The sequence below is a fragment of the Burkholderia sp. AU15512 genome (assembly GCF_002223325.1).
Taxonomy (GTDB): Bacteria; Pseudomonadota; Gammaproteobacteria; order Burkholderiales; family Burkholderiaceae; genus Burkholderia.
On record NZ_NKEX01000003.1, the window covers coordinates 560,858 to 582,608 of the forward strand.

At 64.2% G+C, this 21,751-nt stretch carries 21 protein-coding genes and 1 other RNA gene; 17 read left to right on the top strand and 5 right to left on the bottom strand.

Translation table 11 applies throughout. The features are described from left to right. Window positions 1-4: 4 nt before the first annotated feature. The 4 genes from CFB43_RS05175 to CFB43_RS05185 all read left to right on the top strand — a co-directional run bounded on the left by CFB43_RS05175 (window position 5) and on the right by CFB43_RS05185 (window position 1,878). Window positions 5-331 carry a helix-turn-helix transcriptional regulator gene (locus tag CFB43_RS05175; RefSeq protein WP_256989920.1) on the top strand — a complete coding sequence of 109 codons (327 nt, stop codon included), beginning with the start codon at window positions 5-7 and terminating at the stop codon, window positions 329-331. Between the two features lie 107 nt (window positions 332-438). Beyond that, window positions 439-975, top strand: coding sequence for a hypothetical protein (locus CFB43_RS05180; protein WP_089494326.1), 537 nt, complete (start codon window positions 439-441; stop codon window positions 973-975). Window positions 976-1,286: 311 nt separating this feature from the next. Further along, entirely contained in the window at window positions 1,287-1,505 is a 219-nt protein-coding gene (locus CFB43_RS37565; RefSeq protein WP_144023040.1) for a hypothetical protein, read from the top strand. Next, entirely contained in the window at window positions 1,495-1,878 is a 384-nt protein-coding gene (locus CFB43_RS05185; protein WP_144023041.1) for a hypothetical protein, read from the top strand. The genes CFB43_RS37565 and CFB43_RS05185 overlap by 11 nt, the downstream gene beginning before the upstream one ends. Window positions 1,879-1,956: 78 nt before the next feature. On the opposite strand, the gene CFB43_RS05190 is transcribed toward CFB43_RS05185, so the two are convergent. The 5 genes from CFB43_RS05190 to ompA form a co-directional block, all read right to left on the bottom strand. Continuing rightward, the gene (locus tag CFB43_RS05190) at window positions 1,957-3,198 is read right to left on the bottom strand and encodes a tyrosine-type recombinase/integrase (protein WP_089494328.1); all 1,242 of its coding nucleotides are present in this window, start codon (window positions 3,196-3,198) and stop codon (window positions 1,957-1,959) included. A gap of 179 nt (window positions 3,199-3,377) precedes the next feature. Further along, window positions 3,378-3,747: a transfer-messenger RNA gene (gene ssrA, locus CFB43_RS05195) on the bottom strand. 17 nt (window positions 3,748-3,764) lie between these two features. Further along, window positions 3,765-4,481 carry a phosphoglycolate phosphatase gene (gph, locus tag CFB43_RS05200; protein ID WP_089494329.1) on the bottom strand — a complete coding sequence of 239 codons (717 nt, stop codon included), beginning with the start codon at window positions 4,479-4,481 and terminating at the stop codon, window positions 3,765-3,767. A gap of 13 nt (window positions 4,482-4,494) precedes the next feature. Beyond that, window positions 4,495-5,193 (bottom strand): bifunctional 2-polyprenyl-6-hydroxyphenol methylase/3-demethylubiquinol 3-O-methyltransferase UbiG, encoded by a 699-nt coding sequence (ubiG, locus tag CFB43_RS05205; protein ID WP_089424797.1) that lies wholly within the window; start codon window positions 5,191-5,193, stop codon window positions 4,495-4,497. A 155-nt stretch (window positions 5,194-5,348) separates the two neighbouring features. Continuing rightward, entirely contained in the window at window positions 5,349-6,020 is a 672-nt protein-coding gene (gene ompA, locus CFB43_RS05210; RefSeq protein ID WP_039343284.1) for an outer membrane protein OmpA, read from the bottom strand. A 539-nt stretch (window positions 6,021-6,559) separates the two neighbouring features. Here ompA and gyrA point away from each other — a divergent pair. From gyrA to rfaE1, 13 genes are all read left to right on the top strand, one after another. Next, the gene (gene gyrA / locus CFB43_RS05215; RefSeq protein ID WP_089439493.1) at window positions 6,560-9,163 is read left to right on the top strand and encodes a DNA gyrase subunit A; all 2,604 of its coding nucleotides are present in this window, start codon (window positions 6,560-6,562) and stop codon (window positions 9,161-9,163) included. An 83-nt stretch (window positions 9,164-9,246) separates the two neighbouring features. Further along, window positions 9,247-9,846 carry a DUF2059 domain-containing protein gene (locus CFB43_RS05220; protein ID WP_011351329.1) on the top strand — a complete coding sequence of 200 codons (600 nt, stop codon included), beginning with the start codon at window positions 9,247-9,249 and terminating at the stop codon, window positions 9,844-9,846. Between the two features lie 155 nt (window positions 9,847-10,001). Continuing rightward, the gene (serC, locus tag CFB43_RS05225) at window positions 10,002-11,084 is read left to right on the top strand and encodes a 3-phosphoserine/phosphohydroxythreonine transaminase (RefSeq protein ID WP_089494330.1); all 1,083 of its coding nucleotides are present in this window, start codon (window positions 10,002-10,004) and stop codon (window positions 11,082-11,084) included. A gap of 33 nt (window positions 11,085-11,117) precedes the next feature. Further along, window positions 11,118-12,200: a prephenate dehydratase gene (gene pheA / locus CFB43_RS05230; protein WP_069247429.1), complete on the top strand. Its 1,083-nt coding sequence runs from the start codon at window positions 11,118-11,120 to the stop codon at window positions 12,198-12,200. 186 nt (window positions 12,201-12,386) lie between these two features. After that, window positions 12,387-13,313 carry a prephenate dehydrogenase/arogenate dehydrogenase family protein gene (locus tag CFB43_RS05235; RefSeq protein WP_089494331.1) on the top strand — a complete coding sequence of 309 codons (927 nt, stop codon included), beginning with the start codon at window positions 12,387-12,389 and terminating at the stop codon, window positions 13,311-13,313. 13 nt (window positions 13,314-13,326) lie between these two features. Continuing rightward, the gene (gene aroA / locus CFB43_RS05240) at window positions 13,327-14,631 is read left to right on the top strand and encodes a 3-phosphoshikimate 1-carboxyvinyltransferase (RefSeq protein WP_089494332.1); all 1,305 of its coding nucleotides are present in this window, start codon (window positions 13,327-13,329) and stop codon (window positions 14,629-14,631) included. A 13-nt stretch (window positions 14,632-14,644) separates the two neighbouring features. Continuing rightward, window positions 14,645-15,331 carry a (d)CMP kinase gene (gene cmk, locus CFB43_RS05245; protein ID WP_039343267.1) on the top strand — a complete coding sequence of 229 codons (687 nt, stop codon included), beginning with the start codon at window positions 14,645-14,647 and terminating at the stop codon, window positions 15,329-15,331. A gap of 141 nt (window positions 15,332-15,472) precedes the next feature. Then, on the top strand, window positions 15,473-17,185 hold the full coding sequence (gene rpsA / locus CFB43_RS05250) for a 30S ribosomal protein S1 (protein ID WP_011544885.1): 1,713 nt from the start codon (window positions 15,473-15,475) through the stop codon (window positions 17,183-17,185). Between the two features lie 22 nt (window positions 17,186-17,207). Further along, the gene (locus CFB43_RS05255; protein ID WP_006486894.1) at window positions 17,208-17,531 is read left to right on the top strand and encodes an integration host factor subunit beta; all 324 of its coding nucleotides are present in this window, start codon (window positions 17,208-17,210) and stop codon (window positions 17,529-17,531) included. 210 nt (window positions 17,532-17,741) lie between these two features. Continuing rightward, entirely contained in the window at window positions 17,742-18,035 is a 294-nt protein-coding gene (locus tag CFB43_RS05260; protein ID WP_021157458.1) for a lipopolysaccharide assembly protein LapA domain-containing protein, read from the top strand. Between the two features lie 53 nt (window positions 18,036-18,088). Next, window positions 18,089-19,261, top strand: a complete 1,173-nt coding sequence (gene lapB / locus CFB43_RS05265; RefSeq protein ID WP_089494333.1) for a lipopolysaccharide assembly protein LapB — start codon at window positions 18,089-18,091, stop codon at window positions 19,259-19,261. A gap of 90 nt (window positions 19,262-19,351) precedes the next feature. After that, entirely contained in the window at window positions 19,352-20,752 is a 1,401-nt protein-coding gene (locus tag CFB43_RS05270; RefSeq protein ID WP_089494334.1) for a UDP-glucose dehydrogenase family protein, read from the top strand. A 7-nt stretch (window positions 20,753-20,759) separates the two neighbouring features. Further along, complete coding sequence (gene rfaE1, locus CFB43_RS05275; RefSeq protein ID WP_011351339.1) at window positions 20,760-21,710, top strand: D-glycero-beta-D-manno-heptose-7-phosphate kinase; 951 nt, start codon at window positions 20,760-20,762, stop codon at window positions 21,708-21,710. Window positions 21,711-21,751: the final 41 nt, after the last annotated feature.

The window sequence follows — 21,751 nt, forward strand, 5'->3', positions numbered from 1 at the left end:
CGCCGTGCGCCTCGCCGGACAGGGCGGGGCGCTGATTGTGGTGGTCGACATCGAAGGAGGGTGCATGCCCTACGTATCGAAGCCTTTCAAGGCGGCTGTGGCTACTGGCCGTGACCTTGTGTGCTCTCCCGCTCAAACTCCAGCCACAAAGCCCGCACCCGTGAAGCTCTATCGAATCGCGGAAGTAGCGCGGATGCTCGGTGTATGCCGGGCGACCGTCTACAATCTCGTGCGCGACGACCGACTGACCCTCGTCAAAATCGGCCGGCGCGCGAGCGGCATCACCGCCGCGAGTGTCGAGGCGCTTGTAACCAATAAGTCGGTGAAGTAGCGAGCGGAGATCAATGTCGCCGATTGACGTTCGCCCGAAGCGAGTCTCTGCGCACTGATTGCATGATGGCGCGCGTCGAGCCGGCGGCACTGTAACGAGGAGCGGACATGTTTGGACTGTCGCTTAACGAGACGTTGACCCTTGCCGTGGCGGCATATGCTGCCGTGATCTCTACCTTCGTCCTTGGTTGGGATGCGTACAAATGGTTGAACGAAGGGCCGAGCGTGCGCATTTCCGCTTCCACCGGTATGGTTCGTGTAGGAGGTGCGGTACCCGACCCCAACACCTACGTCAGCGTTACGGCGGTCAACGTCGGCGATCGAGCCACGACGATAACGAATCTCGGCTTCTTGTATTACAGGAACTGGTGGCGGGCGTACATGCGACGAAAGTGGTCCGATGCGGCTTTTATCGTTACCCAACCCGCGCCGGCCCAACCGTTGCCGTACCGCTTCGAAGCCGGTGCACAGTGGATCGGGTTGTGCGACCAAAGCGCGGAGACAGATCGGATGATTCGAGAAGGGTACTTATTCGTGGTGCTGTATTGCTCAACCGCTGGCCGTGGAATTCGCCATCGGCTCGGAAGGAAGGGGCACATCGCAGCGGAAAACCGCCCTACGTCGGCGATCGGCGGGGCGCGCTGACGTTGATCGAACGTGGCGGGGATCTTCCCGGAGTTGCAATTGATTGCAATCTGGGCGGTTGAGTCTATGGCATCACTTGAGCAGGTGCTCAGCACATCCGGTGAGGCGAAATGTCACATAGGGTTCATTTCCTATGCACCGTTTCGCCCTTGAAATATCCGATTTCAAGCCGATAATCTTCTTCGAACCGCACATTTTTCTACCTGTCAACTGCATAGGGTGAGGTTCATAGGTACAATGCAACTATCCCGCTCCCTTTACGACGTACATCACGTCCTCTGTGGGGGTCTGTCGACCAACAGGAGAAAGCAATGAAGCATCTGCTCGAAGCCTTGGCTGGCGTGGGGTTGTCGTTGAATGCGTTCGGCACCTTTCCGCAATACGACGTCCCACGCCGGGGCGATCAATCAAACGACCTGGCTGCTGTCGGCGGAGACATCCGCCGCGTAACTGCTCGCGTCGAAAAACAATCTGTTTATTGCTTGACGGGGAACAATGGGGCGACAAACTACCGTACAGGTGAAAGATAAGGACACGAGCGCCACTCTTTCGCATCATGAAACGGATGCGCCGCTGCTCCCAATGGCGCAGATTGCGCAGCTGAAAGAAATCCAGCCTGACAAAGTCGAATGGGTGTTCGATCAGGCGCGCGCAGAAGGCGATTTTCGTCGGTCCGAAACTCACCGCGTCAACACGTTCAAGTTCATCGAGAGGATGGCCGGCATTCTGTCCGGTTTCCTGATCGGCGTCTTCGGTCTCGGCATCTCGGCCTACCTCGCGATACAAGGACACGATTGGGTCGCGGCAGGACTTGGCGGCGCAACCTTGGTCAGTCTCGTTTCCGTATTCGTTGTCGGAAAAACATCTAGACCACCCCCTAAGCCCAATCAGAACGGCAAGTAAGAAGCCCCGCCCCGCGCGGGGCTTTTCATTGTGGCAGCGGCATGCGACGTGCTCTCAAACGGCCGGTTGACCAATCAGTTACCCGCGAGCCGAGTTGATCTCGATGACGTTCGCTCCCGCCTTGAGCTGGTCGAGGTAGTCGGCCCACTGCTGCATCATTTCGCGGCGGTGCGGCAGGTGAGCCGTGCGGTTGTACGCGCGCCCGAGCGGATCCTTCACGGCGTGCGCGAGCTGCGCTTCGACGACCGCGGGCGCTACGCCGAGCACCTCGTCGAGAATTGTCCGGGCCATGGCGCGAAAGCCGTGGCCGGTCATCGTATCGCCGTCGTACCCGAGCCGGCGCAGCGCGCCGTTTATCGTGTTGTCGGACATGGGCCGATCCTTCGTGCGCACGCTCGGGAACAGGAATCGGCAGTTGCCGGTCAGCGCTTGCAGCTCGCGCAGGATCAATATCGCCTGCTCGGGTAAGGGAACGATGTGCGCCGCGCCGGATGCTTTCCCCTGCTTCGTCCGCTTCATGCGTTCGCTCGGGATCTCCCACGTCGCGCCATCGAGGTTGAACTCGATCCATTCGGCCGCGCGCAGCTCGCCCGGGCGCTGGAACAGCAGCGGGGCGAGGCGGAGGGCGCACTGCACGGGAAAGGTGCCGTGATACCCGTCGATCGCGCGCAGGAGCTCGGCGACCTGCTTCGGGTCGGTGATCGCCGCCATGTGCTCGGTTTGCACCGGCGGCAGGGCGCCACGGAGGTCGGCGGTTACGTCCCGCTTCGCGCGGCCGGTCGCCACGGCGTAGCGGCACACCTGGCTGATGTTGGCCTGCAGTCGATGCGCCGTCTCGAGCGCGCCGCGCTTCTCGACGCGCCGGAGCGCGTCCAGCACGTCAGGCGGCTCGAGGTTGGCGATGGCAGTGCCGCCGATCCACGGGAAGGCGTCCATCTCCAGCCGGCGCAGGATCCGCGCCCCGTGGCTTTCAGACCAGGTCGGCGCGTATTTGGCGTGCCATTCGCGCGCGACGGCCTCGAAAGAGTTCTCGGCGCTGAGGCGTTGCGTGCGCTTCTCGGCCTTCTTTGCTGCGCCCGGATCGATCCCGGCCGCCAGCTTGTCGCGGGCCTCATCGCGGCGTCTCCGCGCCTCGGCCAGCGGGACGGCGGGGTAGGTGCCGAGCGCCAGGCTCTTTTCCTTTCCGCCGAATCGGTACTTGAGCACCCACCGCTTGCCGCCGGTCGGTTTGATGAGCAGGAACAGGCCGCCGCCGTCGAACAGCTTCTGCTGCTTATCGGACGGCTTGGCATTGCGGATTGCTACATCGGTCAGGGGCATGGGGGCTCCGGCGTGTGGGGGTTCTCGATCATGGAGTGCAGCGAAGAACCCCCGATAGAACCCCCATCGCTGTGTGGCTGTGGTTGCGATTCCTTGAGATAGTTTGCAACAAAAAACCCCGCGGAGCCAAGCCCGGCGGGGTTCAATTGCAACGCGTTGATCTGCGTTGAGAGAGTGTTTGGTGGAGGCGGCGGGAATCGAACCCGCGTCCAGAAGCGCTCCACGACTAGTTCTACATGTTTAGTTCAGTCATTTGATTTAACCGCAGCGACGCGGACGAACACGCTGCACTACGGCGATTCGCTAGGTTTTCGACCCTGGCGTCGCGACGCCGACAGGGCTTAACTGACGTAAATGACCTCTGGCGGTATTGCTACCGGTCTTGCGACACTAGCCCGTCAGTGAACTAGGCAGAGGACGGCGGCCCTTAGGCTGCCAGTGCGAACGTATCGTCGTTTGCAGTTACGATTTTCCCATTGATTAACGAGGTGACGGGTCCTCGACATGCCCTAGCCGCTTCACAACCCCTGTCGAAACCAGGTCGCCCCCGCGGATAAGATCGACCATTATAGCCCAACATCGCGCAGCAGTTCGCGCAGTTGCAGCGTCGTGTCGACGAGATGCTGCGCTTGCCAGTCGGCCGGCGCGGCGCCCTCCCCGCAATAGCCGTACGCCGCCGCGACCGTCGCCATGCCGGCGGCGCTGCCGGCTTGAATGTCGCGCAGGTCGTCGCCGACGTAGACGATGCGCGCAGGCGCGAGCGTCAACTGGTCGGCCGCATGCAGTAGCGGGGCCGGGTGCGGCTTCGGGTGCGGCGTTGTGTCGCCCCCGACGACGCAGGCGGCGCGCCGCGCGAGGCCGAGCAGGTCGACGAGCGGCGCCGTGAGCCGCATGGCCTTGTTCGTGACGATGCCCCAGCGCACGCCGCGCGCGTCGAGTTCGTCGAGCACGTCGTCGATGCCGGGGAACAGCGTCGTATGCACGCATAGATCCGTCGCGTAGTTGGCCAGGAACTCGTCGCGCATCGCTTCATAACCGGGCGTGTGCGGATCGATGCCGAACGCGCCGCCGAGCAGGCCGCGCGCGCCGGCCGAGGCTAGCGGCCGCAACACGTCGAGCGGTGTCTCGGGCAGGTCGCGCACGCGTTGCATCTTGTTGACGGCGGCCGCGAGATCGGGAGCCGTGTCGGCGAGCGTGCCGTCCAGGTCGAACAGCACGGCATCGCAGTGCAGCAGGCGCGGTTCGTCGAGTGCCGCCCGCGCGGTCGAGAGGGGAGTCGTCATGCCGGTTGGAAGGTCACGCGCCGCGACGGCACGCGACGAGGTAGTTGATGTCGGCGTCGTTCGACAGCGCGAAGCGCTTGCCGATCGGGTGATACGTGATGCCCTTGATCTCCACGATGTGCAGGTCCGTTGCCCGCACGAAGCTGGCCAGTTCCGACGGACGGATGAAGCGCGCGTAGTCGTGCGTGCCCTTCGGCAGCATTTGTGCGATGTACTCCGCGCCGATCACGGCGAACAGGTATGCCTTCAGGTTGCGGTTCAGCGTCGAGAAGAACACCCAGCCACCCGGCTTCACGAGCGTCGCGCAGGCGGCGACGATATCGCCGGGCGACGGCACGTGCTCGAGCATTTCCATGCACGTGACGACATCGTAGGTGCCCGGTTCGCGCGCGGCAATTGCTTCGGCCGCGATGGCCTCGTAATCGACCGAGATGCCGCTTTCGAGACTGTGCAGGTCGGCGACGCCGAGTGCTTCGGTCGACAGGTCGATGCCTTTCACCTGCGCGCCGAGTCCGGCCATCGATTCGGACAGGATGCCGCCGCCGCAGCCAATGTCGAGTGCGCGCTTGCCGGCGAGGTGCGCATGCGCATCGATCCAGCCGAGCCGGACCGGGTTCAGGTCGTGCAGCGGCTTGAATTCGGCATTCGGATCCCACCACCGATGGGCGAGGTCGCTGAATTTCTGGAGTTCGTGCGGATCGGCGTTGGTCATGTCGGCAAACGGGCTACGGAAGGAGGGCGGTGCTGCGATTCGTCAGCCCCGAGTATATAAGAAGCGGACGAGCGGCGAAGCGGCGAGCGCCTTGGACGGGCGTCAAAGAAAAAGCCCCGCCGGAGCGGGGCTTTGAAGCAGTCGAAAACCGCGGCTTAGTTTGCCGGAACGGTCGTCTTCTGGACTTCTTGCGTACCAACCACTTCGACTTCCACGCGGCGATCCGGTGCGAGGCAGGCGATGAGTTGCTTGCGGTTCTTCTGGTTGCAGCCAGTCGTAACCGGGTTGCGCTTGCCCTTGCCTTCCGTGTAGATCTTGTTGGCCGGCACACCCTTGCTGACCAGGTACGACTTCACGGCTTGCGCACGGCGCAGCGACAGACGGTCGTTGTACTTGTCCGAACCGATGCGGTCCGTGTAGCCCGTTGCGACGACCACTTCCGTGTTCATGCCCTGGATCTTCGACGACAGTTCGTCCAGCTTTTGCTTGCCCAGCGGCTTGAGCGTTGCCTTGTCGAAGTCGAACAGTGCGTCAGCTTGATACGTGATCTTCTGGCTCGTGATGGCCGGAGCGACCGGAGCGACCGGAGCCGGTGCCGGTGCCTGGGCGACCAGTGCGCCATCGCACTTCGCGTTGGCGGTGGCCGGCGTCCAGAACGCATCGCGCCAGCAGAGCTCGTTCGTACCGTTCATCCACACCCATTCGCCCGTGCCGTTGACCCAGTTGTCATTGACGGCTTGGCGCGACGCCGGCACCGACTGTGCCGAAGCGGATGCAGCCATAACTGCGGTAGCTGCAATGAACGCGAGCTTTGAAAGTTTATTCATATTTCTCCTCTCGAAATTGAGATTACCGCAGGTTTACTGCGAGCCTGTTGACGGTGACAAGTCATACATTGCTCGAAGTATAACATTGGTGCGGCACAAAAAACGCGGCGCCGCCTCTGTGTAGACTTCGAGCAGCGTCTAACTTTCAGTGCGTTGGCATTTTGCCATATCGTTCCCTTCCTACGAAAAAAAATCCTCCCCACCCCAAGATCGCTTCAACTTTGTGGTGCATGCGCAACACTGGCCTGCCGTAACTTTTAGAAATTGTCAAGAGTGTGGCGGCGAAATTGCGCCGATGAATGCAGTTGTTTACTCGTGCGCGAAGAACGCGTGACGTGGCAATCGTCTGTGATGCCGAGTCGGGGAGGATTGCGATGTGCAATTGCGGCCGATTCGCCGACGCCGCGATTTTTGCTATTCATATATAGAGGGGGCGAATTGGCGGCTGATGGGCGCATGTTAGAATCTCGCGTTGCGTTGCGCATGCAGCGCCCACGCGAAAGGCGTTCGCCGTCTTCGCTCCGAAACGATACGGATACATGGATCAATTCGCCAAAGAGACCCTGCCCACCTCCCTAGAAGAGGAAATGCGCCGTTCGTATCTCGATTACGCGATGAGCGTGATCGTCGGACGTGCCCTCCCGGATGTCCGCGATGGCCTGAAACCCGTGCACCGGCGCGTGTTGTTCGCGATGCACGAACTGAACAACGACTGGAACCGCGCGTACAAGAAGTCGGCGCGTATCGTCGGTGACGTGATCGGTAAGTACCACCCTCACGGCGATACCGCGGTCTACGACACGATCGTGCGGATGGCGCAGGACTTTTCGCTGCGCTACATGCTGATCGACGGGCAGGGCAACTTCGGCTCGATCGACGGCGACAATGCCGCGGCGATGCGTTACACCGAAATTCGCATGGCGAAGATCGGTCACGAGCTGCTCGCCGACATCGACAAGGAAACGGTCGATTTCGAGCCGAACTACGACGGCAACGAAATGCAGCCGTCGGTCCTGCCGTCGCGCATCCCGAACCTGCTGATCAACGGCTCGTCGGGTATTGCGGTCGGCATGGCGACCAACATCCCCCCGCACAACCTGAACGAGGTCGTCGACGCGTGCCAGCACCTGCTGGGCAACCCGGAAGCGACGATCGACGAGCTGATCGAGATCATCCCGGCGCCGGATTTCCCGACGGCCGGCATCATCTATGGCGTCGCCGGCGTGCGCGACGGCTATCGCACCGGGCGCGGCCGCGTCGTGATGCGAGCGGCCACGCACTTCGAGGAGATCGACCGCGGCCAGCGGATGGCGATCATCGTCGACGAACTGCCGTACCAGGTGAACAAGCGTTCGCTGCTCGAGCGGATCGCCGAGCTCGTCAACGAGAAGAAGCTCGAGGGCATCTCCGACATCCGCGACGAGTCCGACAAGAGCGGCATGCGCGTCGTGATCGAGCTCAAGCGCGGTGAAGTGCCGGAAGTGGTGCTGAACAACCTGTACAAGGCGACGCAGCTCCAGGATACGTTCGGCATGAACATGGTCGCGCTCGTCGACGGCCAGCCGAAGCTGCTGAACCTGAAGGAAATCCTGCAGTGCTTCCTGTCGCATCGACGCGAAGTGCTGACGCGCCGCACGATCTACGAACTGCGCAAGGCCCGCGAACGCGGCCACGTGCTCGAAGGTCTCGCGGTCGCGCTCGCGAATATCGACGAGTTCATCGCGATCATCAAGGCCGCGCCGACGCCGCCGATCGCGAAGGCGGAGTTGATGGCGAAGCCGTGGGATTCGTCGCTCGTGCGCGAGATGCTCACGCGTGCCGAGAGCGAGAACGCGGCGGCCGGCGGCCGCTCCGCGTACCGCCCGGAAGGCCTGAACCCGGCGTTCGGCATGCAGGCCGACGGGCTGTACCGCCTGTCCGACACGCAGGCCCAGGAAATCCTGCAGATGCGTCTGCAGCGCCTGACCGGCCTCGAGCAGGACAAGATCATCGGCGAGTACCGCGAAGTGATGGCCCAGATTGCCGACCTGCTGGACATCCTCGCGCGCCCCGAGCGGATCACGACGATGATCGGCGAGGAGCTGACCTCGGTGAAGGCCGAGTTCGGCGACGCGCGCCGCTCGAAGATCGAGCTGAACGCGACCGAGCTGAACACCGAAGACCTGATCACGCCGCAGGACATGGTCGTCACGATGTCGCATGCGGGCTACGTGAAGTCGCAGCCGCTGTCCGAGTACCGTGCGCAGAAGCGCGGCGGTCGCGGCAAGCAGGCGACGCAGATGAAGGAAGACGACTGGATCGAGACGCTGTTCATCGCGAACACGCACGATTACATCCTGTGCTTCTCGAACCGCGGCCGCGTGTACTGGGTCAAGGTCTACGAAGTGCCGCAGGGCTCGCGCAACTCGCGCGGCCGCCCGATCGTCAATATGTTCCCGCTGCAGGAAGGCGAGAAGATCAACGTCGTGCTGCCGGTCAAGGAATTCTCGGCCGACAAGTTCATCTTCATGGCAACGTCGCTCGGCACCGTGAAGAAGACGCCGCTCGAGGCGTTCAGCCGTCCGATGAAGAAGGGCATCATCGCGGTCGGCCTCGACGAAGGCGATTTCCTGATCGGTGCGTCGATCACCGACGGCGCGCACGACGTGATGCTGTTCTCCGACTCCGGCAAGGCCGTGCGCTTCGACGAGAACGACGTGCGTCCGATGGGGCGCGAGGCGCGCGGCGTGCGCGGCATGCAGCTCGAGGATGGCCAGCAGGTCATCGCGATGCTGGTTGCCGGCAGCGAGGAGCAGACGGTGCTCACCGCGACCGAGAACGGCTACGGCAAGCGCACGCCGATCACCGAGTACACGCGTCACGGCCGCGGCACGAAGGGTATGATCGCGATCCAGACGTCCGAGCGTAACGGCAAGGTCGTGGCTGCAACGCTCGTCGATGCCGAAGATCAGATCATGCTGATCACGACGGCCGGCGTGTTGATTCGCACCCGTGTCTCGGAGATTCGCGAGATGGGGCGCGCCACGCAAGGTGTTACACTCATCAGTCTCGATGAGGGTACCAAGCTCTCTGGCCTGCAGCAGATCGCGGAGGCCGAAGAGGGAGAGGGCGAAGCCGACGAGGCGTCGGACGGCGAAGCCTGAAGAACGGATGAGACTCTAGCCGCCGCAGGCGCGAAGCGCCGCGGCCGGCGAGCAACCATTCATATTTCCAAAAGGGAGTGATGATGCAAAAGCAATTCAAGCAACTGGTTCTGCTGGCTGCACTGGTGCCGACGTTCGCGATGGCGCAAGCGCTGTCGAATTCCGCACCGGCAGCTCCGGCAGCAGCTGCGCCGATCGACGCCGACAAGAAGGCAGCGATCAAGGATCTGCTCGACGCGATCGACGCGCCGAAGCTCGTGTCGGCAATCGGCAACAGCGCCGAAATGCAGGCCAAGCAACTCGTTCCGGCGATCCTGTCGGACGCGCTGTCGGAAAACAAGACGCTGAACGACAAGCAGAAGCAGGCTGCCGTTCCGACGCTGCAGAAGAACGCGGTGCCGAAGCTGGTCGACGGCGCAGGCAAGGTGTTCGGTACGCAGCAGTTCCAGAACGACGCGATGTCGGCTCAGTACGACGCATACGCGAAGTACTACAGCACGTCGGAGATCAAGGATCTGACGACGTTCTACAAGAGCCCGACGGGCCGCAAGTTCATCCAGGTTCAGGATCAGGTCGGTCGCGACGTGGTCAACGGCCTGATGCAGAAGTACATGCCGCAAGCTATCCAGGCAACGCGCACGCAGGCTGACAAGGAAGTCGCAGCAGTCAAGCCGGGCAAGTAAAGCCGTCCGGGCACGCCCCCGGCCGGTCGGCCGGGTTTGGCGGGAGCCTGACGACAGTGCGATAATGGCCGTTTGCGCGCGAGCGCAAGCGGCCATTTCTTTTCTGGCGCGTTCTGCCGGCGGCGAGCCGGTCGCGTCCCTCCGAGGTTTTCACGATGCGCGTCTTTAATTTCTCCGCCGGCCCTGCGGCGATGCCCGAGGAAGTGCTGCGGCAAGCTGCCGACGAAATGCTCGACTGGCATGGTAGCGGCATGAGCGTGATGGAGATGAGCCATCGCGGCAAGGAATTCATGTCGATCCACGAGGCCGCGCTGGCCGACCTGCGCGACCTGCTCGGCGTGCCGGCCAGCCACCGGATCCTGTTCCTGCAGGGCGGCGGTATCGCGGAAAACGCGATCGTGCCGATGAACCTGCTCGGGTCGCGCAAGACGGCCGACTTCGTCGTCACGGGCTCGTGGTCGCAGAAATCGTTCACCGAAGCGAAGAAATACGGCACGCCGCATCTCGCCGCGACCGGCAAGACGGAAGACGGCTTCACGCGCGCACCCGCGCGCGCCGAATGGCAGCTGTCGGATGATCCGGCCTACGTGCATCTGTGTACCAACGAGACGATCGACGGCGTCGAGACGTTCGAGATTCCCGATCTCGGCGACGTGCCGCTGGTCGCGGATGTCTCGTCGCACATCCTGTCGCGTCCGATGGACGTCGCGAAGTACGGCGTGCTGTTCGGCGGCGCGCAGAAGAACATCGGGATGGCCGGCGTGACGCTCGTGATCGTACGCGAGGATCTGCTCGACCGTGCGCTGTCGATCTGCCCGTCCGCGTTCGAATGGAAGACCATCGCCGCGAACAACTCGCTGTACAACACGCCGCCCACCTACGCGATCTACATCGCGGGCCTGGTGTTCCAGTGGCTGAAGCGGCAGGGTGGCCTCGAAGCGATCGAGGCCCGCAATATCGAAAAGGCGAAGCTACTCTACGACACGATCGATGCGAGCAGTTTCTATCTGAACAAGGTCGAGCCGGCAGCACGTTCGCGGATGAACGTGCCGTTTTTCCTGGCCGACGAAACGCGCAACGAAGACTTCCTTGCCGGCGCAAAGGCGCGCGGGCTGCTGCAGCTGAAGGGCCACAAGTCCGTCGGCGGCATGCGGGCGTCGATCTACAACGCGGTGCCGCTCGAGGGCGTGAAAGCGCTCGTCGAGTACATGAAGGACTTCGAGCAGCGCGGCGCCTGACGGCGGCGCTGTTCAAACAGCACGGCAAAACGCATGGACGACGAACTGAATTCCCGCCTGAAACCGCTGCGCGATCGCATCGATGCGATCGACGCGCAGCTGATCGCGCTCCTGAACCAGCGCGCCGCGGTGGCGCTGGAGGTGGGCGAGGTCAAGAAGCATTTCAACGCGCCGGTGTTCCGGCCGGAGCGCGAGCTGCAAGTGATCGCCCGGCTGCAGGACATGAGCGCGGGGCCGCTCGCGAGCGAGCATATCAGCGCCATCTGGCGCGAGATCATGGCCGCGAGCCGCGCGCTCGAGCAGACGATCCACGTCGCGTTCCTCGGGCCGGTCGGCACGTATAGCGAGCAGGCGATGCTCGAGTATTTCGGCCAGTCGATCGAAGGGCTGCCGTGCCCGTCGATCGACGAGGTGTTCCGCTCGGTCGAGGCCGGTGCGTCCGCGTTCGGTATCGCGCCGGTCGAAAATTCGACCGAAGGCGCCGTGTCGCGCACGCTCGACCTGCTGCTGCAGACGCAACTGCTGATCAGCGGCGAACTCGCGCTGCCGATCCATCACAACCTGCTGACGCAGAGCGGCACGCTCGACGGCGTGAAGCGCGTCTGTGCACACGCGCAGGCGCTTGCGCAATGCCAGCAGTGGCTCGCGGCGAATGCGCCGCAGCTCGAGCGGCAGGCGGTGGCGAGCAACGCGGAGGCTGCGCGTCTCGCGGCGGCCGATCCGACCGTCGCGGCGATCGCGGGCGACCGCGCGGCCGCACACTACGGCTTGCAGATCGCGTTCTCGCTGATCCAGGACGATCCGCACAACCGCACGCGCTTCGTGATCATCGGCAAGCAGCCGGCCGGGCAGAGCGGTCACGACCAGACGTCGCTGATCGTGTCGGTGAAGAACGAGCCGGGCGCCGTGTTCAAGCTGCTCGAGCCGCTCGCGCGGCACGGCGTGTCGATGACGCGCTTCGAGTCGCGTCCGGCGCGCGTCGGCACGTGGGAGTACTACTTCTACATCGACATCGAAGGGCACCGGGACGATGCGTCGGTTGCGGCCGCGCTCGCGGAACTCGGCCAGAAGGCCGCGTTCCTGAAGATACTCGGTTCGTATCCGCGCGCACGCTGATGCGTGGCGGCCCGTCGCCTGTTCGCGCAGGCGTTGGGTCCACGCGGGCAGGGCAGGCCGATCGGCGCTGCCGAAGGCGGGTTCGGGCGGCATCCGGCGCAGGTTGCGCCGGATGCGGGCCCGTGGCCCGGAATCTGGAATTCCGCGTGCGGGGTGTCGTCCTGTGCGCGTAACTTGGCTCTTGTCGTGTCAGGCTTTGCATTCAACAAACTGGTCATCTTCGGCGTCGGCCTGATCGGCGGATCGCTGGCCCGCGCGCTGCGCGAGCGCGCGCCGGGCGGCGCGGGCGAGGTTGTCGGCGTGGGCCGTTCGCGTGCTTCGGTCGAGCGTGCGCTCGCACTCGGCGTGATCGACCGTGCGGCAGCGCTCGACGACGACGCGCAATTGCGCGACGCGCTGACTGGCGCCGATCTGGTGCTGCTGGCGGCGCCTGTCGCGCAGACGGGCCCGTTGCTCGCGCGCATTGCGCCGTGGCTTGGAGCGGCGACGATCGTCACCGACGCGGGCAGCACCAAGTCCGATGTCGTCGCTGCCGCGCGCGAAGCGCTCGGCGCGCGGATCGCGCAGTTCGTGCCGGGGCATCCGATCGCCGGTCGAGAGTCGAGCGGCGTCGAGGCCGCATTGCCGGATCTGTACGTCGGCCGCAACGTCGTGCTGTGCCCGCTGCCGGAGAACGCCCCCGAATCGGTCGCGCGGATCGACGCGATGTGGCGTGCGACCGGCGCCGACGTGCGCACGATGAGCACGGAGCAGCACGATCGCGTGTTCGCGTCGATCAGCCATCTGCCGCACGTGCTGTCGTTCGCGCTCGTCGAGCAGATCCTCGGCGAGGCCGATGCGGAACTGAAATTTTCATACGCGGCGGGCGGCTTCCGCGATTTCACGCGCATCGCGGCGTCGAGCCCGGAGATGTGGCGCGACGTGTGCGTCGCGAACCGCGCGGCGCTGCTCGATGAGCTCGATGGCTACACGCGTGTGCTCACGCGGCTGCGCGCGGCGATCGACGCCGGCGACGGCGCCGCGCTCGAAGCGGTGTTCACGCGCTCGCGCGCTGCGCGCAAGGCATGGCAGGAGCGTGGCGGTACGCCCGCTGCCGAACCGGTCAAGAAATAACAGGACGATTCCCATGGACTATCTCGATCTCGGCCCGTACTCCAGCGCATCGGGCACCGTGCGCCTGCCCGGCTCGAAAAGCATTTCGAACCGCGTGCTGCTGCTCGCGGCGCTTGCCGAAGGCGAAACCACGATCACCAACCTGCTCGACTCCGACGACACGCGCGTGATGCTCGACGCACTCGGCAAGCTCGGCGTGAAGCTAGCGCGCGATGGCGACACCTGCGTCGTGATGGGCACGCGGGGCGCATTCACCGCGAAGACGGCCGACCTGTTCCTCGGCAACGCGGGCACGGCCGTGCGGCCGCTGACCGCCGCGCTCGCGGTGAACGGCGGCGACTATCGCGTGCACGGCGTGCCGCGCATGCACGAGCGGCCGATCGGCGATCTCGTCGACGGCCTGAGGCAAATTGGCGCGCAGATCGACTACGAGCTGAACGAAGGCTACCCGCCGCTGCGGATCAAGCCGGCGAACATTTCCGTCGACGCGCCGATCCGCGTGCGCGGTGACGTGTCGAGCCAGTTCCTCACGGCGTTGCTGATGACGCTGCCGCTCGTGAAGGCGAAGGACGGCAAGATCGTCGTCGAGGTCGATGGCGAGCTGATCTCGAAGCCGTACATCGACATCACGATCCGGCTGATGGAGCGCTTCGGCGTGACCGTCGAGCGCGACGGCTGGCAGCGCTTCGTCGTGCCGGCCGGCGTCCGCTACCGCTCGCCGGGGCGGATCATGGTCGAGGGCGATGCGTCGTCCGCGTCGTACTTCCTCGCGGCCGGCGCGCTCGGCGGCGGCCCGCTGCGCGTCGAAGGCGTGGGGCGGGCGAGCATCCAGGGCGATGTCGGCTTCGCGAACGCGCTGATGCAGATGGGCGCGAACGTGACGATGGGCGACGACTGGATCGACGTGCGCGGCATCGGCCACGACCACGGCAAGCTCGAGCCAATCGACATGGACTTCAACCTGATCCCCGATGCGGCGATGACCATCGCGGTCGCGGCGCTGTTCGCGAACGGCACGAGCACGCTGCGCAACATCGCGAGCTGGCGCGTGAAGGAAACCGACCGCATCGCCGCGATGGCGACCGAGCTGCGCAAGGTCGGCGCGATCGTCGAGGAAGGCCCGGACTACCTCGTCGTCACGCCGCCGGAAAAGCTCACGCCGAACGCGGCGATCGACACGTACGACGATCACCGGATGGCGATGTGCTTCTCGCTCGTCAGCCTGGGCGGCGTGCCCGTGCGGATCAACGATCCGAAGTGCGTCGGCAAGACATTCCCCGACTATTTCGACCGCTTCGCCGCGCTCGCCAAAGCCTGACCCCACTGTTCTGATGAAATCGACCCGACCCTTTCACCCGACTCCCGTCATCACGATCGACGGCCCGACTGCTTCCGGCAAGGGCACCGTCGCCGCGCTCGTCGCCGCGCATCTTGGCTTCCACTTGCTCGACAGCGGCGCGCTGTACCGGCTCGCCGCGCTCGCGAGCGTGCGCTACGGCATCGAGGCTGAGGACATCGACGCGCTGGTGAAGCTGATCGACGATCTCCACATCACGTTCCGCGAAGGCTGCGCGCAGCTCGACGGCGTCGATGTGTCGAACGACATCCGCGCCGAAGCGGTCGGCAACCGCGCATCGGCGATCGCCGTGCACGGGCCGGTGCGCACCGCGCTCGTCGCGCGCCAGCGCGCGTTCCGCAAGACGCCGGGCCTCGTTGCGGACGGGCGCGACATGGGTACCGTGATCTTCCCGGACGCCGTGCTGAAGGTGTTCCTGACGGCCAGCGCCGAGGCGCGCGCGACCAGACGGCATAAGCAATTGATGCAAAAAGGTTTTTCTGCTAATATAGATGACTTGCTCCGGGATCTTCGTGAACGTGATGCGCGCGACAGCAATCGCGCGGCCGCGCCGCTCAAGCCCGCAGCAGATGCCAAGCTGCTCGATACGTCGGCGCTGTCGGTCGATGAAGCGGTCGACCAGGTGCTGCAGTGGTACCGGGCGCTCGGCCAGCCGGCCTGAGAAGGCGGGCAGCGGTAGGTGCTCCGTGCGTAAGTGCGGAGCGTGTTTCGAACCCTTAACCCCGTGTGGACCTCGATCTGGCCCTTTCAGTCTGCCATTCCGGCCGGCGTGGCACAGCGATCCATGCACAATCAGATTTTTATGTCCGACCTGCAAACCTCTACCCCGAATACTGAATCTTTCGCGGCTCTGTTCGAAGAGTCGCTGACCCGCCAAGACATGCGCGCCGGCGAAGTGATTTCCGCCGAAGTCGTGCGCGTCGACCACAACTTCGTGGTCGTCAATGCAGGCCTGAAGTCCGAGGCTTACATTCCGATCGAGGAATTCCTGAACGATCAGGGCGAGGTTGAGGTGCAGTCGGGCGATTTCGTGTCCGTCGCGATCGACGCACTCGAAAACGGCTACGGCGACACGATCCTGTCGCGCGACAAGGCGAAGCGCCTTGCATCGTGGCTGTCGCTGGAAAAGGCGCTCGACAACAACGAACTCGTCACCGGCACGATCACCGGCAAGGTGAAGGGCGGCATGACCGTGATGGTCAACGGCATCCGCGCGTTCCTGCCGGGTTCGCTGGTCGACACGCGTCCGGTCAAGGACACGACCCCGTACGAAGGCAAGACGCTCGAATTCCGCGTGATCAAGCTCGATCGCAAGCGTAACAACGTCGTGCTGTCGCGTCGTGCAGTGATCGAAGCAACCCAAGGCGAAGAGCGCGCGAAGCTGCTCGAGACGCTGAAGGAAGGCGCGATCGTCAACGGCGTGGTCAAGAACATCACCGACTACGGCGCGTTCGTCGACCTCGGCGGCATCGACGGCCTGCTGCACATCACCGACATCGCATGGCGTCGTGTGCGTCACCCGAGCGAAGTCCTGTCGGTTGGCCAGGAAGTCACCGCGAAGATCCTCAAGTTCGACCAAGAGAAGAACCGCGTCTCGCTGGGCATCAAGCAACTGGGCGACGATCCGTGGGAAGGCATCTCGCGCCGTTACCCGTCGGGCACGCGCCTGTTCGGCAAGGTCACGAACATCACCGACTACGGCGCATTCGTCGAAGTGGAATCGGGCATCGAAGGCCTCGTCCACGTGTCGGAAATGGACTGGACCAACAAGAACGTTGCTCCGTCGAAGGTTGTCCAGCTGGGCGACGAAGTCGAAGTCATGGTCCTCGAGATCGACGAAGACCGTCGTCGTATCAGCCTCGGCATGAAGCAGTGCAAGCCGAATCCGTGGGATGACTTCAGCCGCAACTTCAAGAAGGGCGACAAGATCACGGGCGCAATCAAGTCGATCACCGACTTCGGCGTGTTCATCGGTCTGCCGGGCGGCATCGACGGCCTGGTCCACCTGTCGGACCTGTCGTGGAGCGAAGCTGGCGAAGAAGCGGTTCGCAAGTACAAGAAGGGCGACGAAGTCGAAGCAATCGTCCTCGGTATCGACGTCGAGAAGGAACGTATTTCGCTCGGCATCAAGCAGCTCGAAGGCGACCCGTTCAGCAACTACGTTGCAATGAACGACAAGGGCTCGATCGTCGACGGCGTCGTGAAGACGGTCGATGCGAAGGGTGCGGTCGTTACGCTGACGGGTGACATCGAAGGCTACCTGCGCGCGTCGGAAATCTCGCAGGATCGCGTCGAAGACGCACGCAACGTGCTGAAGGAAGGCGACAAGGTCAACGCGATGGTGATCAACATCGATCGCAAGTCGCGCGGCATCAACCTGTCGATCAAGGCGAAGGATTCGGCTGAACAACAGGAAGCGATCCGCGGCCTGCAGTCGGACTCCAGCGCTGCTGCGACCGGTACGACCAACCTCGGCGCGCTGCTGAAGGCGAAGCTCGACGGCCAGAACCAGTAAGCCTCACGAGGTCTGCTGAAGTATGACCAAATCCGAGTTGGTCGCGCAGCTGGCATCGCGATTTCCGCAACTTGTCCTCAAGGATGCGGATTTCGCGGTGAAAACGATGCTCGATGCGATGTCTGATGCCCTGGCGAAAGGGCATCGCATTGAAATTCGGGGTTTCGGCAGCTTTGGCCTCAACCGTCGCCCGGCGCGCGTCGGACGCAACCCGAAGTCAGGGGAGAAAGTGCAGGTGCCCGAGAAGTTCGTGCCGCACTTCAAGCCTGGCAAGGAATTGCGCGAACGCGTCGACGGCCGTGCCGGTGAACCGCTGAAGGCTGATGATCCGGACGACGAGCGTTAAGCGTCATCCGGTTTGCCCGGAACCCATCCGGCGAAGGCTGAAAAGAAAAGCGCCCCTTGCGGGCGCTTTTTTCATTTCCGGCGATCGCCGCGCAACGGGGGCGCGCAGGATCTGCGCAGCCGCGGAAACGCATCCTTTACAATACGGGTCGATTCGGCGCGACGAAGGGGAGTCGCGCGCCGCGGCAAACCTCAACAAAGAGAGGGCTTCATGAAGTTTATCGTCTGGCTGATCCGGGTATTGGTGTTCGTACTGCTGCTGGTGCTTGCGCTGGCCAATACGCAAACCGCGACGCTGAATTTCGTTGCCGGCTATTCATGGCAAGCGCCGCTGATCCTGATCGGCCTGGCGTTCTTCGCCGTGGGGCTGCTGGCCGGCTTGCTGTCCGCGCTGCCTTCGATCTTCCGCCTGCGTCTCGAGAACGGGCGCCTGAAGCGCGATCTGCGCGCGGCGCGCGAAACGCCGGCCGTCATCGACCAGCCGCCGATGCCGCCCGTCATTTAACACGGACGCCGCGCGATCATCGCGCGGTTTTCGTCTCTGCTTCGATATTTCGCATGGATCTGGATTTCTGGTGGTTGCTCGCGATTCCGGTCGCGTTCGCGCTGGGTTGGGCGGCGTCACGCTATGACCTGAAGAATCTCCTGTCGGAGAGTGCCAACCTGCCGCGATCGTATTTTCGCGGCCTGAATTTTCTGTTGAACGAACAACCTGACAAGGCGATCGATGCGTTCATCGAGGTCGCCAAGCTCGATCCCGAGACGGTCGAGCTGCACTTCGCACTCGGCAACCTGTTTCGCCGCCGCGGCGAGACCGATCGCGCGATCCGCGTTCACCAGAACCTGCTGAGCCGCACGGACCTGCCGGTCAACGAGCGCGACCACGCGCTGTACGAACTCGGCCAGGATTTTCTGAAGGCCGGGCTGCTCGATCGTGCCGAAGAGGCGTTTCACAAGCTCGCCGACGGCGATTACGCGCTCGGCGCGCAGCGGGCGCTGCTGACGATCTACGAGATCGAGAAGGACTGGAACAAGTCGATCGATACGGCAAAGCGCATCGAGTCGATGAGCGACAAGCCGCTTGGCGTCGAAATTGCCCAGTTCCACTGCGAACTCGCGCAGGACGCGCTGCAGCGCAAGAACGCGGCAGCGGCCGCCGAACAGCTGCGCCTGGCGCTGGCCGTGAACCCGCAAAACGTGCGCGCGACGGTGCTGTCCGGCGACGCGGCGGAAGCGGAGGGCAACCACGCGGCCGCGATCGCGCACTGGAAGCGCGTCGAGGCGCAGAATCCAGCGTATCTGCCGCTCGTCGCCGACAAGCTGATGAAGGCGTATGTCGCGCTCGGCAAGCATGCCGAAGGCGCCGAGCTGCTGATGGGGTATATCGACCGCTATCCGTCGAACGACCTGCTCGACATCGCGTACCAGCACATCGCGGGGTTGCGCGGCCAGGATGCGGCGCACACGCTCGCGCGCACGCAGATGGAGAAGTCGCCGAACCTGTCGGGGATGCTGCATCTGCTCGATGCGCAAATCGCGGCGGCCGACGAACCGCGCCGTAAGGAACTTGAAATGATGCGTGCGCTGATCAAGCAGCGCACGAAGAATCTGCCACGGTATACGTGCCAGAATTGCGGTTTCCGGGCACGGCTCTTCTATTGGCAGTGCCCCGGATGCAGCGGCTGGGAAACCTATGCGCCGCGCCGCGTCGAACCTGCGATGCCGGGCTGATCCCGGCACGCGGAGCCAACGCGCTGCGGTTGTCGCCGGGCTCGTCCCGGCGGCCAAGTTAGTCAATTACCGGGAAGTACCGGAACATCTATGAAAATCACCATCATCGGCACCGGCTATGTCGGTCTCGTCACGGGCGCCTGTCTCGCGGAGATCGGTCACGACGTATTCTGTCTCGACGTCGATCAACGCAAGATCGACATCCTGAACAACGGCGGGATGCCGATTCACGAACCGGGGCTGCTGGACATCATCGCGCGCAACCGCGCGGCGGGGCGCCTGCGCTTCTCGACCGATATCGAGGCGAGCGTCGCGCATGGCGAGATCCAGTTCATCGCCGTCGGCACGCCGCCCGACGAGGACGGCTCGGCCGACCTGCAGTACGTGCTCGAAGCCGCACGCAACATCGGCCGCCACATGACGGGCTTCAAGGTGATCGTCGACAAGTCGACGGTGCCGGTCGGCACCGCGCAGCGCGTGCGCGGCGTGGTCGACGAGGCGCTTGCCGCCCGCGGTCTGGCAGGCAGCGTCGCGCATCGGTTCTCGGTCGTGTCGAACCCCGAGTTCCTGAAGGAAGGCGCCGCGGTCGAAGACTTCATGCGTCCGGACCGGATCATCATCGGCGTCGACGACGACGAGACGGGCACGATCGCGCGCGAGAAGATGAAGAAGCTTTACGCGCCGTTCAATCGCAATCATGAGCGCACGATCTACATGGACGTGCGTTCGGCCGAATTCGCGAAATATGCGGCGAACGCGATGCTCGCCACGCGCATCTCGTTCATGAACGAGATGTCGAATCTGGCCGACAAGGTCGGCGCCGACATCGAGGCCGTGCGCCGCGGGATCGGCTCCGATCCGCGCATCGGCTATCACTTCCTGTACGCCGGCGTCGGCTACGGCGGCTCGTGCTTCCCGAAGGACGTCCAGGCGCTGATTCGCACGGCCGGTGAGAACGGCCAGCCGCTGCGCATCCTGGAGGCCGTCGAGGCGGCCAACTATGCGCAGAAGGACGTGCTGATCAGCAAGATCGAGCAGCGCTTCGGCGCCGACCTGACCGGCCGCGAGTTCGCGGTCTGGGGCCTGGCGTTCAAGCCGAACACCGACGACATGCGCGAGGCGCCGAGCCGTCGCCTGATCGCCGCGCTGCTCGAACGCGGCGCGACCGTGCGTGCGTATGATCCGGTCGCGGTCGACGAGGCGCGGCGCGTGTTTGCGCTCGATTTCGGCGCCGATCCGGACGCGCTGGCGCGGCTGCATCTCGTCGAGACGCAGGACATCGCCGTGACGGGGGCGGACGCGCTCGTGATCGTGACCGAGTGGAAGGAATTCCGGAGCCCCGACTTCACGCGCCTGAAGGCCGAACTGAAGGCGCCGGTGATCTTCGACGGTCGCAACCTCTATGAGCCGGATGCGATGGCCGAACTGGGCATCGACTACTACGCGATCGGCCGGCCGTATGTCGATCCCCAGTCGTTCACCCGTGGCTGACCACACGATGAATACTCTCCGCGAAGTCGTTCCGGTGCCGCGCGAGCAGCTCGCGCGCTCGCGCGTGCTTGTCGTCGGCGACGTGATGCTCGACCGTTACTGGTTCGGCAACGTCGATCGTATTTCGCCTGAAGCGCCGGTGCCGGTCGTGCACGTGCAGCGTCAGGAAGAGCGCCTCGGCGGTGCGGCCAACGTCGCGCGCAACGCCGTGACGCTCGGTGGCCAGGCCGGGTTGCTGTGCGTCGTCGGTTGCGACGAACCCGGCGAGCGGATCGTCGAGCTGCTCGGCAGCAGCGGCGTGACGCCGCATCTCGAGCGCGACCCGGCGCTGCCGACCACGATCAAGCTGCGCGTGCTTGCGCGCCAGCAGCAACTGCTGCGCGTCGACTTCGAGGCCATGCCGACGCACGAGGTGCTGCTCGCGGGGCTCGCGCGCTTCGATGCGTTGCTGCCGCAGCACGACGTCGTGCTGATGTCGGATTACGCGAAAGGCGGCCTGACGCACGTCACGACGATGATCGAGAAGGCGCGTGCGGCTGGCAAGTCCGTCCTCGTCGACCCGAAGGGCGACGACTGGGCACGCTATCGCGGCGCGTCGCTGATCACGCCGAATCGCGCTGAACTGCGCGAAGTGGTCGGGCAGTGGAAGTCGGAAGACGATCTGCGCGCGCGCGTCGCGAAGCTGCGCGCGGAACTCGGCATCGACGCGCTGCTGCTCACGCGTTCGGAAGAAGGGATGACGCTGTTTTCCGCCACCGGCGAACTGCACGCACCGGCGCTCGCGCGGGAGGTGTTCGACGTGTCGGGCGCGGGCGATACCGTGATTGCAACGGTCGCGACGATGCTCGGCGCGGGCGTGCCGCTCGTCGATGCCGTCGTGCTCGCGAATCGCGCGGCAGGCATCGTGGTCGGCAAGCTCGGCACGGCCACGGTGGACTACGACGAACTGTTTCACTGAGCGCATGCGGTGGCGCGACGAGCGCGCCGCACGCATGGCTC

Coding starts and splice junctions, on each gene's coding strand:
- CFB43_RS05180 (WP_089494326.1), top strand. CDS start 439: ATGTTTGGACTGTCGCTTAACGAGACGTTGACCCTTGCCGTGGCGGCA.
- CFB43_RS37565 (WP_144023040.1), top strand. CDS start 1,287: ATGAAGCATCTGCTCGAAGCCTTGGCTGGCGTGGGGTTGTCGTTGAAT.
- CFB43_RS05190 (WP_089494328.1), bottom strand. CDS start 3,198: ATGCCCCTGACCGATGTAGCAATCCGCAATGCCAAGCCGTCCGATAAG.
- gph (WP_089494329.1), bottom strand. CDS start 4,481: ATGACGACTCCCCTCTCGACCGCGCGGGCGGCACTCGACGAACCGCGC.
- ubiG (WP_089424797.1), bottom strand. CDS start 5,193: ATGACCAACGCCGATCCGCACGAACTCCAGAAATTCAGCGACCTCGCC.
- ompA (WP_039343284.1), bottom strand. CDS start 6,020: ATGAATAAACTTTCAAAGCTCGCGTTCATTGCAGCTACCGCAGTTATG.
- gyrA (WP_089439493.1), top strand. CDS start 6,560: ATGGATCAATTCGCCAAAGAGACCCTGCCCACCTCCCTAGAAGAGGAA.
- CFB43_RS05220 (WP_011351329.1), top strand. CDS start 9,247: ATGCAAAAGCAATTCAAGCAACTGGTTCTGCTGGCTGCACTGGTGCCG.
- serC (WP_089494330.1), top strand. CDS start 10,002: ATGCGCGTCTTTAATTTCTCCGCCGGCCCTGCGGCGATGCCCGAGGAA.
- pheA (WP_069247429.1), top strand. CDS start 11,118: ATGGACGACGAACTGAATTCCCGCCTGAAACCGCTGCGCGATCGCATC.
- aroA (WP_089494332.1), top strand. CDS start 13,327: ATGGACTATCTCGATCTCGGCCCGTACTCCAGCGCATCGGGCACCGTG.
- cmk (WP_039343267.1), top strand. CDS start 14,645: ATGAAATCGACCCGACCCTTTCACCCGACTCCCGTCATCACGATCGAC.
- rpsA (WP_011544885.1), top strand. CDS start 15,473: ATGTCCGACCTGCAAACCTCTACCCCGAATACTGAATCTTTCGCGGCT.
- CFB43_RS05255 (WP_006486894.1), top strand. CDS start 17,208: ATGACCAAATCCGAGTTGGTCGCGCAGCTGGCATCGCGATTTCCGCAA.
- CFB43_RS05260 (WP_021157458.1), top strand. CDS start 17,742: ATGAAGTTTATCGTCTGGCTGATCCGGGTATTGGTGTTCGTACTGCTG.
- lapB (WP_089494333.1), top strand. CDS start 18,089: ATGGATCTGGATTTCTGGTGGTTGCTCGCGATTCCGGTCGCGTTCGCG.
- CFB43_RS05270 (WP_089494334.1), top strand. CDS start 19,352: ATGAAAATCACCATCATCGGCACCGGCTATGTCGGTCTCGTCACGGGC.
- rfaE1 (WP_011351339.1), top strand. CDS start 20,760: ATGAATACTCTCCGCGAAGTCGTTCCGGTGCCGCGCGAGCAGCTCGCG.